Consider the following 11967-nt stretch of genomic DNA (forward strand, 5'->3'; position numbering starts at 1 on the left):
GGGCGCGAGCGCAGCAGATGCTGAGAGCGGATGGTTGCTGCGGGCCGGGGCGCGTGGAAGCGCGCGGGCGCAGCCTTCCGCCGGAGCGCGTGTGCGTCCTCGGCGGAGGGCGGCACGGCCGGTCACGTACGGAAGTGGGTCAGAGACTGCCGGAGAGGCAGCATGGACTGGGTGGGTCGACGTCCACGATCGCCTCCGTTCAGTCGTGCGGTTCCGGGCTGGAGCACGGGGGCCTGCACAGGGATGTGACAGGCGGGTGCCGACAGGTAGTGTGGCGCTTATTGCATCGATACGCAAATAGGCCGTTCGGAGGGGTCTACTTGCACCGATGTGCAACTATGGAGGGGTCAGGCCGACCCTGCGGAGGAGGTGAGCGACATGGATCGCAGCAGTAGTCCGGGCCATATCCGGCCCCGCACCCCCGTGTCCCTCCACTCCTCGGGCACCCGGTAGTCCTCCCGCACCGCGTCGGGCCGCTGCCGTGCCCCCGACCTGCCCCGCCCCGGCGGCGGGGCCAGGGAGGTTCCCATGGCGAACCTGACCACCTTCGACTTCGCACTCCGGCTCGCGGTCGGCGGCGGCTGCGGCGCCCTGATCGGCGTCGAGCGCCAGTGGCGCGCCCGCATGGCCGGCCTGCGCACCAACGCCCTCGTGGCCGTCGGCGCCACCCTCTTCGTCCTCTACAGCGAGGCCGTCGGCGACCCCGGCAGCCCCACCCGGGTCGCCTCTTACGTCGTCTCCGGCATCGGCTTCCTCGGCGGCGGCGTCATCCTCCGCGAGGGCGGCGGGGTCCGCGGCCTCAACACCGCAGCCACGCTGTGGTGTTCGGCTGCGGTCGGCGTACTCGCCGCATCCGGCCGACTGGACCTGTGCCTCATCGGCACGGCCGTCGTCATCGCCGTCCACCTGCTGCTGCGCCCGGCAGGACGGCTGATCGACCGCGTACCGCAGCGAGACCCCGACCACGAGGGCGTGCACGCCACCGTCCACCTGGTCTGCGACCGCGGCGACGAGACCCACGTCCGCGCACTGCTGTCGCAGGCCCTCACCGGCGACGGCCTCGCGCCCACCGGGCTGCGGGTACGCCGCGACGGCGACGAGACCACCAGCCTGCGGGCCGCCGTCGCCCTCAGCGGCGACCCTGCCCGCAGCCTGGAACAGCTCATCGCGCGGCTGTCGCTGGAGCCGGGTGTGCGGGATCTGCACTGGCACCTCGACGACACCCCCCTCGACACGGAACGGGAGGCGGCGGGCGTATGAGCGACACCGCCGTACTGCGCGCACGCTGGGCTGTTCGCCGGGCCGCCCGGCACCTGGCCGAGGACGCCCCGAAACTGGCCGCGGGCTCCGCGGGCGCCTACCAGGTCGGCCTCGCCTCCCGCACGGCAGACCTGCGCAGGGCAGCGCTGGCCGCCTGGCTCTTCGGCGTGCCGGAACGTGTCGTCGCCGACGACGGACGTGTGCCCGTGACCGTCGTGCACGAATGGATCGAGGCAGCGTTCTCACCGGGGCATTCCGACAGCGAGAGGCCGTGACGGCCAATTCCGGTTCCGTCCGGGGTCAAGGGCTGGTCATGGATTAGGAGGCCGGGTCGGCGCGGGCTTAGGCTTTGCGAGGTTTGACCAGACACCTCGTTCGGTGAGGCGTCTTCACGGACACAGGCCACTGATCCCACCCGTCGAGAGACGCTCCGGATCAGGACAGGTCTCCCCGGCCCAAGGGGTGACCCCAAGTGGCTTCCCCGTAGGGGATTACGCCGTGGAGTGCCAAAGCTCTGACGAGATGGGGTGTGCCGGGCCGTGCGCCGCCCGGCTTCCCCTTGCCGCTTGACCGCGACGCCCTGCGCGCGGCCACGACCGGGAGGAGGCGACATGGACAGTAGTCCGGGCCATAGTCGGCCCCTCTTCGAGTTGTCCGCGCCGTCCTTCCGCGGCCCGAAGCAGCCCGCTCTTCCCTGATACCTGATCCGCCCGGCTCCTCAGCGGGCGGTTCGCCCTGCTCACCGGCCTTGTCAGGCCGTCTACCGGGGTGTGTCCGGTGTGCCTGCCGCCGCCGGTCCGGGGAGGAAGTGCGCTGCCGCGGGCCGCCCGATGCCCCGCCATACCGGGGCAAGGGGGTGTTCACCTTGGCTGCCCACACTCTGCTCATGTCCACCACCGCCCGCCTGCGCGACCGCAGGGTCCACCTGGAACGCCGGGCCACCGCCACCAAGGCGGTCCGCACCTCGCTGGTCTCGCTCGCCGGCCTGATCGGCGGACCCGCCACCAACCAGGCCGGCGAGGAGGTCGGCCGCGTCGTCGACGTGGTCGCCCGGCTCTACGGCCCGGACGCATACCCGCCGGTCACCGGCCTGATCCTGCGCATCGGACGACGGCACACCTTCCTGGCCTCGGACGCCATCGGCAAGGTGCACGCCGGGCACGTGCGACTGTCCACCGCTCGCGTCGACCTGCGCGACTTCGCCCGCCGCCCCGGCGAGGCCCTGCTGGCCAAGGACGTACTCGATCACCAGCTGGTCGACGTGGACGGGGTCCAGGTCACCCGGGCCGCCGACCTGTACCTGGCTCCGCTGGTCGACCGCGTGGTGCTGGTCGGCGTGGACGTGAGTCTGCCGACTCTGCTGCGCCGGCTCGGCCCCCGCCGGTGGCAGGCCAGGCCGACCCCGGAACGGGTGCTGGACTGGCAGGCCGTGGCCCCGTTCGCCGAACAGGCCACCGAAGGACCGCCCGAGGTACGGCTGCGGGCCTCCCGGGCCGCGCTGCACCGGCTGCGCCCGGCCGACCTCGCCGACATCCTCGAAGACCTCGGCCGCGCCGAGCGGCAGCAGCTGCTGGGCTGGCTGGAGCCGGAGCAGGCGGCAGACGCGCTGGAGGAGATGGAACCGCACGAGCTGGAGAACCTCCTGCGCGAGGCTCAGCCGGAACACGCCGCCCGGCTGGTGGACGAGATGGAGCCGGACGAGGCCACCGACGCCCTGCGCGACCTCACCCCCGAGGAGCGCGAGGCGCTGCTGACCCGCATGCCGACCGGGGAGGCAGCGGAGCTTCGTCGGCTGCTGACACACCGGGAGGGCACCGCGGGCGGCGCCATGACCACCCTGCTGATCACCGCACACCAGGATCAGACCGTCGCCCAAGTACGGGCGCAGCTGGCCGAGCAGGCCGAGCACCGCACCGAGATCGACGCCGTCACCGTGGTGGACGACCAGGGCCGACTGATGTGCGACATCGCCCTGTTCGACGTGGCGGTGGCCGAGGACACCACCCCGGTGGCCGACCTGGTGGCCTGGCGCGCCCAGTTCGGCCCGCCCGACACCATCCGACCTGACACCCCGCTCAACGAGGCCGCCGACCAGTTGGTCGCCGCCCGCGCCTCCTCACTGCTGGTGGTCGACGACACCGGCCGACCGCTCGGCCGAATCCTGGCCGACGACCTGCTCGACGCCCTGCTGCCCGAGCGCGGGCGCCTGCACTTCCGGAGGTTCCTGCAGTGACCACCCGCGACCTCGACACGGCCGCGGCTCCGCCCACCGCCGGCCCCGCCAAGCGGCGGCGCGGCCTGGGCCGCCTCGCGATGATCGCCGCCATCGCCGGTCCCGGCCTGGTCGCCGCGAACGCTGGCAACGACGCCGCAGGCATCGCCACCTACGCCTCCGCCGGCTCCCAGTTCACCTACGGCACCTTGTTCTTCATGGTGCTGGTCACCATCGCCCTGGTGATGGTCCAGGAGATGGCCGTACGGCTCGGCGCGCACACCGGCAAGGGCCTCGGGGCGCTGATCCGCGAGCAGTTCAGCCTCCGTCTGACCGGACTGGCGGTGTTCTGCCTGCTGCTGGCCAACACCGGGCTGGTCGTGTCGGAGTTTGCCGGCATTGGCGCCGCCTTCGAACTCCTCGGCGTCCCCAAGTGGGCGGTCATCCCGCCGGCCGCGATCCTGCTGTGGTCACTCGTCCTGTTCGGCTCCTACCGGTGGGCCGAACGCATCTTCCTGATCATGTCGCTGGCGTTCTTCGCGTACCCGATCGCGATGATCCTCGGCCACCCGCACTGGGCCGACGTCGGACACCACCTGATCGTCCCGCACATCGAGCCGAGCAAGGACTTCATCCTGCTCGCCGTCGCACTCATCGGTACGACGGTCAGCCCATACATGCAGTTCTACGCCGCCGCAGGCGTCGTAGACCGCGGCGCCAAGCCCGAGGACTACCGGCTGATCAAACTGGACGCCATGCTCGGCGCGGTCTTCGCCTGCATCATCAGCCTGACCATCATCATCGCCACCGCCGCCGCCATCGGAGGCACCGGCCCGCTCAACTCCGCCGCCCAGGCCGCCGAAGCCCTCAAGCCGGTTGCCGGCCAGAACGCCGAACTCCTCTTCGCCCTCGGCCTGATCGGCGCCTCCGCCCTCGCCGGCGCGGTCGTCCCGCTCTCGGCCAGCTACGCCATAGGAGAGGCAGCCGGCGTCGAGCGCTCCGTCTCTCGCAGCTTCCGCGACGCCCCACTGTTCCTGGGCCTGTTCACCGCCCAGATCGTACTGGGCGCAACCGTGGCGATGACCCCGGTCGACGTCATCCAGCTCCTCATCGGCACCCAGGTCCTGCAGGGCCTCATCAGCCCGATCGTCCTGGTCTATCTGCTGGTCCTGACCAACCGCCGCTCCGTTCTCGGCCCGGCCGCCAACAGCCCCCGCTACCGCATCGCCGCTACCGCCGTGGTCGTCGGCGTCGCGAGCATGTCCACCATCCTGCTCGTCCAGACCGTCCTGGGCTGGTTCGGCCTTGGCTGACCCCCCACCCCCGACTCGGAGAGGAGTCCCGACATGAAGAATTACGGCCCCTACCTCGTGGTCACCGGCCTGCTGGCCTGGATCACCACACTCGTCGTACTGATCACCCTCGATCCCCAGCCCGTCCCCTGACGGTGCGCCTCGGTACGGTCCGGCAGATCGTCCACGTCGACCGCGCAGGCCGAGCCACGCCATCTGGTCGTTGTGCTGCTGCGCGCCCCCGGAGGCCACGAGCCCGAGCCGGGCTCTACGAGGAAGGTAATTGTGAGGCAGTTCCGGCGCAGGCGGCCTGCTTGACATGAGCCGGCAGGCCGCTGGTGACGATGACCATTTGCCACCTGCAGGGGAATACTGCAGCTTCCGAATAACGGCGCTTCGCCAGTGCTCCCGCACCACCGCCGAAGGGCTCATCGGCGGGGTCACCGGGGCATTGGCGTCTCCGGCCACGCTGCTGCTGGCCCGGTATGACGCGGTCGGCACCTTGCGGCTCATTGCGCGCACCACACCCTTGCCGACCGCCGTCCGGCGCGATCTCGCCCGGCGCCTGCATCCGGGGGGGGCTCGATCACCCCTGGCACGGGCGACGCTTCAGCGCCGGCTGGGGTACACGTGGTGAGCTGGACTACCACCCCGTGCGCCCTGACCTGGTGGCGGAGTTCCTAGCAGACACCGCCATCGACGAGGGGCGATACCGGCACCCCGTCCGTTTCCTGCGGCTCCGCGACGACCTGGCCGTTCAGCAGGTACTGCCCTTCGGCGCCTGACCGTGCCTGGCAGTCGCGAAATGGAGGCGTACTTCGCGGGCAGGGCCGGTGACCGGGAGCTTGTGCAAGCTCGGCCGTGCGGTAAGGGGAAACGAATGGCGCAGGCCAGCGATTCAGTCCTCTAACATAGTCAGCGCGGCAGACGAGCCGAGTGGACGGCCGCGTCGGGGCAACACGCCCCGTCGAGGAACGTCCGGACTCCACAGAGCAGGGTGGTGGCTAACGGCCACCCGGGGTGACCCGCGGGACAGTGCCACAGAAAGCAGACCGCCGGGGACCTCGGTCCTCGGTAAGGGTGAAACGGTGGTGTAAGAGACCACCAGTGCCCAGGGTGACCTGGGCAGCTAGGTAAACCCCACCCGGAGCAAGGTCAAGAGGGAGCACCTCGGTGCTCCTGCGCGGACGTTTGAGGGCTGCTCGCCCGAGTCTGCGGGTAGACCGCACGAGGCTGGCGGCAACGTCAGTCCTAGATGGATGGCCGTCTCCCCGGCCGCCGCGAGGCAGCCGGGTGACAGAATCCGGCGTACAGCTCGACTCGTCTGCCGCTTCTTACGCGCCGACGGTCGCGCCATCTCCGTGATCTTCGTCCAGCGGTGCATGTGCGGGCCGCAAGTCCTGGGCACGCCCTACCGATGATGCCGAGGGCGAGGAGAGTCTTGTCGAGGCTGGCGCTGCTCGCCCTGGGCTCGTCGGCTTCGTTCCCCCGCGCGCTGTCCGCGTTGCTGCAGGGGTTGGGCAGAGGGGCGTGTCGGCTGGATTGAGCGTTCCCCTGCTACCTCCGGGCGGGCGAGCCTGGAGACGGCTCGCTCGTATGCCTCGGCCAGGTAGCGTGGGCCGACCGCGAGGACCTGTAGCCGTGGTCGCCGGTCGCGCTCTGCGGTGTCGGGCACCGGGTCGAGAAATCGGTAGACAATGCGATAGCGCGGCGCTGGGCGGTTGAGGCGTCGGTCGACGTCGTACTCCTGCTCGTCGAAATACAGCTTCCAGCAGTTTCTAAGTTCCGCCGGCCAGGAATCCGGCATCCGTTCCAGGCGGGTGCCCTGAACTTCTCCACTGGTCAGCTGTGTGATGCGGATGAGCGCCAGCTTCTGCAACTGGAGGTTCTTCAGCTGCAGGATGTCGGCGCCGACCTGCGGTAGGTGGTCTCCGCGGAAGGGGTCGGACGCCGCCACGACTTCTCCGTCCTGCTGTCGTCAGTCCTCGCGCGGCGATGCCCCGCCCGCCTGGAGGAGATCGTCGGCGTCCTCGGGCTGCGCCTCGGCGACCAGGCGGGCCAGGGCCGCCGTATCCAGCCCCTGCCCGGGGGCGGGAGCGTCGGCCAGCCGGTTGGCTGCGAGAACGCCGAGGTCGAGGTCCTCGCCACGCTCCAGTGCCCGGCAGAGCACCACGAACAGGTCGTAGGGAAGGACGACGGCTTCGGGCTCGCCTCCCTCCTGTTCACCGACCAGCAAGGGGAGGGCCCGTTCGCCGCTTTGCCGGAACCCCGCGAGGACCGTCCGGAGGGTGGCGGCCACCCTGGCAACGGAGTGAACTTCCTGCTGTTCGCTCATGTGATTCACCCTAGCCACGACTCTCGCCGGTCGGCGCATGGATTTCTGCTGCGGGTCCACCCTGCTCTCCCTGCACGTGCGGCGAGTGCTCTGAGCTGGACTTTCCTCAGGTTCCGAGCATCATGGCCATGGGCTCCGACAGATGGCTCAGCCTGGCGCTGAGTTGGGAGGCAGCCGTCTTTGTCGCTTCGATCACTGACTCCGGAGCCTCAGGCATGACGGTGGCAGGTTTGAGTAGGAGTGCGGCTCCCATGATCGCTTCCCCCCAGACGATGGGCGCCGCGCAGGAATTCCACAGGGGCATGCACTCTTCGTAGCCGAGGGCGTAGCCGCGGTCACGGACTTCTTCGAGCGAAGCGAGGAGTTCCTTGTCGTCGCGGTAGACGCCGGGGCCCGCTTCGGCCGGAATCGGTTCGGCCAGCACCAGCTCCTGGAGGGTCGCAGGCAGGTAGGCAAGGATGGTTCGGCCGCTGGCTCCGGTACGGAGCGAGCGGGTGACGGAGAGGATGTCGAGGGCGGTCATACCGAGTTCCACCAGGTCCGAATCGCCCACGGCCATGTCGATGCACTGACGCTGGGCGCCCCCGAAGGGGGCCAGCATGTATTGGAAGACCAGACCTCCGTCAGTCGCCTCGCGCAGTTCCTCCAAGATCGTGTGCGTGCTGTCGTCCTTGGCTGGTGCGTGGGCGAGCGCGTGCATCCCGAGGTGCGCGGCGGTCGCCCCCAGCCGGTACTTGCCGCGGCCGATGCGTTCGAACAGTCCGCCGTAGACGCCGGATTGCAGGATGCGTGAGGTGGTGGAGTCGTCCAGGCCGGCCGCCTTGGCTATCTCGCCAGTGCCGTGTACATCCCCGCCCAGCTGAGCAAAGGCCTTCTGGACTCGGATGAATCGGTCGACGAGACGAGATCCAGTCTCCGAGGCGTTCGAGATTTCGTTGCCAGTCATGTAGCCCGCTACCTCCCCAACGGGTGGGCCGCTGGGAGCGGCCCACCAACTCCCTCACATGGACGACTAGTTGAACGACGCCTCGGGTCGCACTCTTGTTCCAGGTGGCGGAAAATTTGAGGATAATCTGAGCTTTCAACTACCCGGCGGTATCAAGGCAGAGCTTCCCAGTGTGCGCCCGAGCGGCCAGAGCGGCGTGGGCGTCGGCTGCCTTGCTCATCGGATAAACCTGTCCGAGGACTGGGCGAAGCGAGCCAGCGCGCACGGCGTCGAAGAGTGCGTTCATACTGGTGGGCAGTGCCTTCAGGTCGCGGAACAGGGTCGGCAGCCAGAAGCCGGAGACGGTGATCGACTGCTCCATCAGCACCTTGGTCGACACGTCGGTGGTCTGGCCCGACGCGTATCCGTACACGGCCAGCCGCCCGTTGGGGGCGAGGGCGGCGACAATCGAGTGGAAGGTCGGTCCGCCGGTCATCTCAAGCGCGACCTGGACCGGGCCGCCGGCCGCTTCCTTGATGTCCTCAGCGAGGGTCTCGCTGGTGGAATCGACGACTGCGTCGGCACCGAGGTCTTCTGCGAGTTGCCGCTTCTCCTTGGTGCTCGCCAGGGCGATCACCTTCGCGCCGATGCCCTTGGCCAGTTGGACGGCTATGGACCCCAAGCCGCCCGCGGCGGCTGGGATCAGCACGGTCTGGCCCTCCTGGACAGCAGCGACGGTGTGGAGCAGGTGGTAGGCCGAATTGCCCTGGAGGCACAGTGCGACTGCCTGCTCGTCGGTCACGTCATCAGGTACCTCCCACGAGGTGCGGCGGTGCACGTGGGCCTGCTCGGCGTAGCCGCCGCCCTGGGTGAGGCCAACGAGGCGCTTGCCGTCCGCTGTCGTGCCGATGACTTCGTTGCCGGGAATGTAGGGCAGTGTCACGGGAGCGAGATAGCTGTTTCCCCGTACGTGCATGTCCGCGTAGTTCACGCCTGCGCGGCTCACCTGCAAGAGGTGATGGGCGCCCCGTGGCTCAAGATCGGGGACCTCGACCACCTGCAGCACTTCCGGACCGCCGAACTGTTCCATCCTAATGGCGCGCACATTTCTCCCTGCGGTTGTGGATCTGGGTATGCCTCCGACGGCCAGGCTATGTCATGGAGTTGACGGTTCTGCGGTGCGCCTGAAAACGCCCTCCGTTTCTCACGCGGTGAGAAATGAAACCGCATTCTCACCACATGAGATGTGTTCAACGGGCTGGTTTCTCACCACGTGAGAAGCGGGCCGTCCCACGCGACTCTCCGTGTTTCGTCGTTGACGTAGTCATATTCGCAAGGGTAGGAATCAAGACGCGGGGAGGGCGAGCGTCCGCATCGACCGGGGCGCCGCGCGCCGGATCGCTCGGCGCTGCCGTGCCTGGGGTCGTGGGCTGTGACGGGCAGTTGGTCCTCCGGAACGAGCAAGGTGTCGCCCCGCACAGGCAGGGAGGAGAAGTGCGTGTCCTTAACGGGGGATGAGCCGAAGGCACGCAATACACAGAAGGTGAAAATAGACCGCGGGGGCGATAGCGATGACGGTGCCGGGCGGGAGCCGGCGGGAAAATCGAAACGGCGTGCTGGACAGGGATCCGCAAGGCACGGAGTCCCTGGACGGCACCCATGAATTCGCGGACGTTTCCGGGAATGATGAGGTCCGTCATGACGGGAAACAGGGAGACGGCCTCGTTCGCCGCGACGGGGGCGATGCTCCGAGCGGGGTGTGGCTCGCAGCCGAGGACGGGACCATCCTGTTCCACCCGATCTCCGCAGCTGCGGAGGGGAGTCGCCGCTGGCCGGAGCCAGATGCCGACTCCGCGGAAGAAGCTGATGAGAAGACGCTCGACGCAGCAAGCCGGCTGATGCCCCTGCTTCCGCGTGAACTGATTGCGGAATACCTCCAGTTGGGCCCACACCGCGGTGACGGCGGCGCTACCTAGTTCGAAGACGGAGTGCGGGGCCGTTCCTTCGGGAACGGCCCAACTCCTATGCCTTACCGGCTTCCAGCCGTCCAAGCTGCCCGATCATGGACAGGACGGCTTCCCTGCTCGATGGAAGCAATCCGAGGCACTGGCTCGCGATCTGCGACACTCCTTCGTCCTGGAGTGCTTCGAGTACGTCCATCTGGTCGAGGGCACGTGTGACCGAGGCGATTTGCTCGTCCGTGAGTCCGGCAGCCGCTTCGAGTAGGCCAGCCGTGCGGGGGAGGGCGTCGAGCACTGAAGGGTTACGGGCGATGTTGCCCAGGGCCACGCGCTGCTCGGCCGTCAGGCGGGTCACCTGCAGAGCGATCTCCCGGACGTCTGCATCACGCAGAATGTCGAGGGTCTGCAGCCGACCGAGAAGGTCCGTGACCGTCTCAGCGCTGGCGTCCCCTTCCACATTTTCCAGCCGGATGTGCCGGACGCCCAGCCGGCGCAACTGCTCCAGGAGGGCCAGCTGCGCTTGCGCGTCGTCCTCGAAGGCCACCTCGTCCTCGGCGAAGTAGGAGACGCGTCGACCGAAGAACTTGGAGAAGGCCTTCAGGTGATTCAGGGTCACGTTCGTTCCTGGCTTGCCTGTCCCCAGCTCCCAGAGGTACGCGTTTGAGATCGCAACCCCGGTCTTCTCGGTGATCTCCTTCGCCAGCGCCTCCCAGGACGGCACCTTGCCGCCTTCGGGTGCACGTTCCTCGCGGAGTCGTGACAGCTTCTCCGCGAGCGTACGTGGCGGCTTGTTGGTGCCGTCACCGACGGTTCCGGGCATCGTCGGTCCCTCCTCCTCTCCTGTGGGGCTTGATCATTATGCGGGAGATGCGCGAACCCTGTCGCGATCTACGCACGTGAATATCACTTCGCGGGCAGGTCGCGTCAAGCGCTCTCGCAGTGCAGCTACGCGTCCGTAAATTGGACTAGTCCACTGATGTCAACGTTGCTTCCTGTGAGCCTCTCACGCGGTGAGAAGCCGCAGGTCGACCTTGCCATTTTCTCTACAGGTGTTTATGTGAATCTAGCACATATCGGGCTATTGGGCTGTCTTCCTGGGGCGTGACGGAAGGGTGTGGGCTGCCGAGCGATCCGGCGTCTCGGTATCGGATTCACCCCACTCCCACCCGCCTTCATCTTCATGTGTTTATGAAAGAGGGTCGACCTGTCGCGGGTTGGCGGTTATGGTCAAGGCCTGTCATCTACAGGTGTTTATGGATGTGGGTGTCGGGGAGCCCGTATGCCCGCCACCAAGAGCGCGAGCGACGTTGAGGCGCGCTCCGAAGAGTCCTCGTCCACGAATGCCGCCCGAGCAGCAGTGAGGGGACCACCTTGATCGTCCTGAACCGCCGCAGGATCGCGGCAGGGGTACTCGGCCTCGCGCTCGCCGGTGGGGGCTTGGCCGCTGCGCCAGCAGCGCAGGCGTACGACACGGCGACCATGAAGGTGTCGTGCAGCGCCGTGAAGTTCCACAAGAGCCCGAGCAAGACCAGCGTGGTCGTCGGCATCGGATACAAGGGCGACAGGGTCCGAGTCGACCAGTTCGCCTACAAGGTCAAGGAGAAAACCTGGTACTCCCGCGGGACCGTGACACGTCGATCGGACGGCAAGCGCGTGCGCGGCTACGCCATCTACTACTGCGTCAACCCCTACGAGGTCTCGCCGCCGCCGGCCTATCCGAAGCGCCCGTAGCCGATCGGCGGTACCACCTGGTCAGACCGGGGCGGCCCAATGAACACCGTCGGCGGGGGCACGCACGCCTGCGGCCCTGCTACCGCTGACCGGTCGGCCGCACAGACCAGTCGAGGATCCCACCCCCCGTACGGTCCTCGACTCCCTAGAGGGGCGCCACCGCAGGCCGCGGTGGCGCCCCACCGCTGTCCGGCTCATGGCTCCGACCGCGGTGCTTGGCGCCCGCGCGCGCGTCGGACGGCATCACGGCG

At 68.4% G+C, this 11967-nt stretch carries 13 protein-coding genes, 1 other RNA gene and 1 riboswitch; of the genes, 8 read left to right on the forward strand and 6 right to left on the reverse strand.

Features of this window, described 5'->3' with window-relative positions; genetic code table 11:
• Window positions 1-347 precede the first annotated feature (347 nt).
• The gene (locus ACIRD7_RS40650) at window positions 348-530 is read right to left on the reverse strand and encodes a hypothetical protein (protein WP_403461131.1); all 183 of its coding nucleotides are present in this window, start codon (window positions 528-530) and stop codon (window positions 348-350) included.
• On the opposite strand from ACIRD7_RS40650, the gene ACIRD7_RS40655 reads away from it, so the two are divergent.
• The 6 genes from ACIRD7_RS40655 to rnpB all read left to right on the forward strand — a co-directional run bounded on the left by ACIRD7_RS40655 (window position 529) and on the right by rnpB (window position 6091).
• Window positions 529-1260, forward strand: coding sequence for an MgtC/SapB family protein (locus ACIRD7_RS40655; protein ID WP_403461132.1), 732 nt, complete (start codon window positions 529-531; stop codon window positions 1258-1260). The genes ACIRD7_RS40650 and ACIRD7_RS40655 overlap by 2 nt on opposite strands.
• Window positions 1257-1535: a hypothetical protein gene (locus tag ACIRD7_RS40660; RefSeq protein ID WP_403461133.1), complete on the forward strand. Its 279-nt coding sequence runs from the start codon at window positions 1257-1259 to the stop codon at window positions 1533-1535. Before ACIRD7_RS40655 ends, ACIRD7_RS40660 begins: the two co-directional genes overlap by 4 nt.
• A gap of 88 nt (window positions 1536-1623) precedes the next feature.
• A riboswitch (M-box (ykoK) riboswitch) is annotated at window positions 1624-1794 on the forward strand.
• Between the two features lie 352 nt (window positions 1795-2146).
• Window positions 2147-3493 carry a magnesium transporter MgtE N-terminal domain-containing protein gene (locus ACIRD7_RS40665; RefSeq protein ID WP_403461134.1) on the forward strand — a complete coding sequence of 449 codons (1347 nt, stop codon included), beginning with the start codon at window positions 2147-2149 and terminating at the stop codon, window positions 3491-3493.
• Complete coding sequence (locus ACIRD7_RS40670; RefSeq protein ID WP_403461135.1) at window positions 3490-4785, forward strand: NRAMP family divalent metal transporter; 1296 nt, start codon at window positions 3490-3492, stop codon at window positions 4783-4785. The genes ACIRD7_RS40665 and ACIRD7_RS40670 overlap by 4 nt, the downstream gene beginning before the upstream one ends.
• A 632-nt stretch (window positions 4786-5417) precedes the next feature.
• Window positions 5418-5549, forward strand: a complete 132-nt coding sequence (locus ACIRD7_RS40675) for a hypothetical protein (protein ID WP_403461136.1) — start codon at window positions 5418-5420, stop codon at window positions 5547-5549.
• Window positions 5550-5692: 143 nt separating this feature from the next.
• Window positions 5693-6091, forward strand: an RNA gene (rnpB, locus tag ACIRD7_RS40680) — RNase P RNA component class A.
• 84 nt (window positions 6092-6175) lie between these two features.
• Here the strand turns inward: rnpB and ACIRD7_RS40685 are convergent.
• The 4 genes from ACIRD7_RS40685 to ACIRD7_RS40700 form a co-directional block, all read right to left on the reverse strand.
• The gene (locus ACIRD7_RS40685) at window positions 6176-6721 is read right to left on the reverse strand and encodes a hypothetical protein (protein WP_403461137.1); all 546 of its coding nucleotides are present in this window, start codon (window positions 6719-6721) and stop codon (window positions 6176-6178) included.
• A gap of 21 nt (window positions 6722-6742) precedes the next feature.
• Window positions 6743-7099, reverse strand: coding sequence for a hypothetical protein (locus ACIRD7_RS40690; RefSeq protein ID WP_403461138.1), 357 nt, complete (start codon window positions 7097-7099; stop codon window positions 6743-6745).
• Between the two features lie 106 nt (window positions 7100-7205).
• Window positions 7206-8045 (reverse strand): IclR family transcriptional regulator C-terminal domain-containing protein, encoded by an 840-nt coding sequence (locus ACIRD7_RS40695; protein ID WP_261722771.1) that lies wholly within the window; start codon window positions 8043-8045, stop codon window positions 7206-7208.
• A gap of 139 nt (window positions 8046-8184) precedes the next feature.
• Window positions 8185-9114 carry a zinc-binding alcohol dehydrogenase family protein gene (locus ACIRD7_RS40700; RefSeq protein ID WP_403461139.1) on the reverse strand — a complete coding sequence of 310 codons (930 nt, stop codon included), beginning with the start codon at window positions 9112-9114 and terminating at the stop codon, window positions 8185-8187.
• A gap of 481 nt (window positions 9115-9595) precedes the next feature.
• On the opposite strand from ACIRD7_RS40700, the gene ACIRD7_RS40705 reads away from it, so the two are divergent.
• Window positions 9596-10000: a hypothetical protein gene (locus tag ACIRD7_RS40705; RefSeq protein WP_403461140.1), complete on the forward strand. Its 405-nt coding sequence runs from the start codon at window positions 9596-9598 to the stop codon at window positions 9998-10000.
• A gap of 46 nt (window positions 10001-10046) precedes the next feature.
• On the opposite strand, the gene ACIRD7_RS40710 is transcribed toward ACIRD7_RS40705, so the two are convergent.
• On the reverse strand, window positions 10047-10805 hold the full coding sequence (locus ACIRD7_RS40710) for a hypothetical protein (protein WP_403461141.1): 759 nt from the start codon (window positions 10803-10805) through the stop codon (window positions 10047-10049).
• A 551-nt stretch (window positions 10806-11356) separates the two neighbouring features.
• On the opposite strand from ACIRD7_RS40710, the gene ACIRD7_RS40715 reads away from it, so the two are divergent.
• On the forward strand, window positions 11357-11716 hold the full coding sequence (locus tag ACIRD7_RS40715) for a hypothetical protein (RefSeq protein WP_403461142.1): 360 nt from the start codon (window positions 11357-11359) through the stop codon (window positions 11714-11716).
• The last annotated feature ends 251 nt before the right edge of the window (window positions 11717-11967 follow it).

It is taken from the genome of Streptomyces sp. NPDC093568, assembly GCF_044764945.1.
Lineage (GTDB): Bacteria > Actinomycetota > Actinomycetes > Streptomycetales > Streptomycetaceae > Streptomyces.

What these genes read in the sequence shown, in the direction of transcription:
- ACIRD7_RS40655 (WP_403461132.1), top strand. Translation starts at nt 529, where the DNA reads ATGGCGAACCTGACCACCTTCGACTTCGCACTCCGGCTCGCGGTCGGC.
- ACIRD7_RS40650 (WP_403461131.1), bottom strand. Translation starts at nt 530, where the DNA reads ATGGGAACCTCCCTGGCCCCGCCGCCGGGGCGGGGCAGGTCGGGGGCA.
- ACIRD7_RS40660 (WP_403461133.1), top strand. Translation starts at nt 1,257, where the DNA reads ATGAGCGACACCGCCGTACTGCGCGCACGCTGGGCTGTTCGCCGGGCC.
- ACIRD7_RS40665 (WP_403461134.1), top strand. Translation starts at nt 2,147, where the DNA reads ATGTCCACCACCGCCCGCCTGCGCGACCGCAGGGTCCACCTGGAACGC.
- ACIRD7_RS40690 (WP_403461138.1), bottom strand. Translation starts at nt 7,099, where the DNA reads ATGAGCGAACAGCAGGAAGTTCACTCCGTTGCCAGGGTGGCCGCCACC.
- ACIRD7_RS40695 (WP_261722771.1), bottom strand. Translation starts at nt 8,045, where the DNA reads ATGACTGGCAACGAAATCTCGAACGCCTCGGAGACTGGATCTCGTCTC.
- ACIRD7_RS40700 (WP_403461139.1), bottom strand. Translation starts at nt 9,114, where the DNA reads ATGGAACAGTTCGGCGGTCCGGAAGTGCTGCAGGTGGTCGAGGTCCCC.
- ACIRD7_RS40705 (WP_403461140.1), top strand. Translation starts at nt 9,596, where the DNA reads ATGACGGTGCCGGGCGGGAGCCGGCGGGAAAATCGAAACGGCGTGCTG.
- ACIRD7_RS40710 (WP_403461141.1), bottom strand. Translation starts at nt 10,805, where the DNA reads ATGCCCGGAACCGTCGGTGACGGCACCAACAAGCCGCCACGTACGCTC.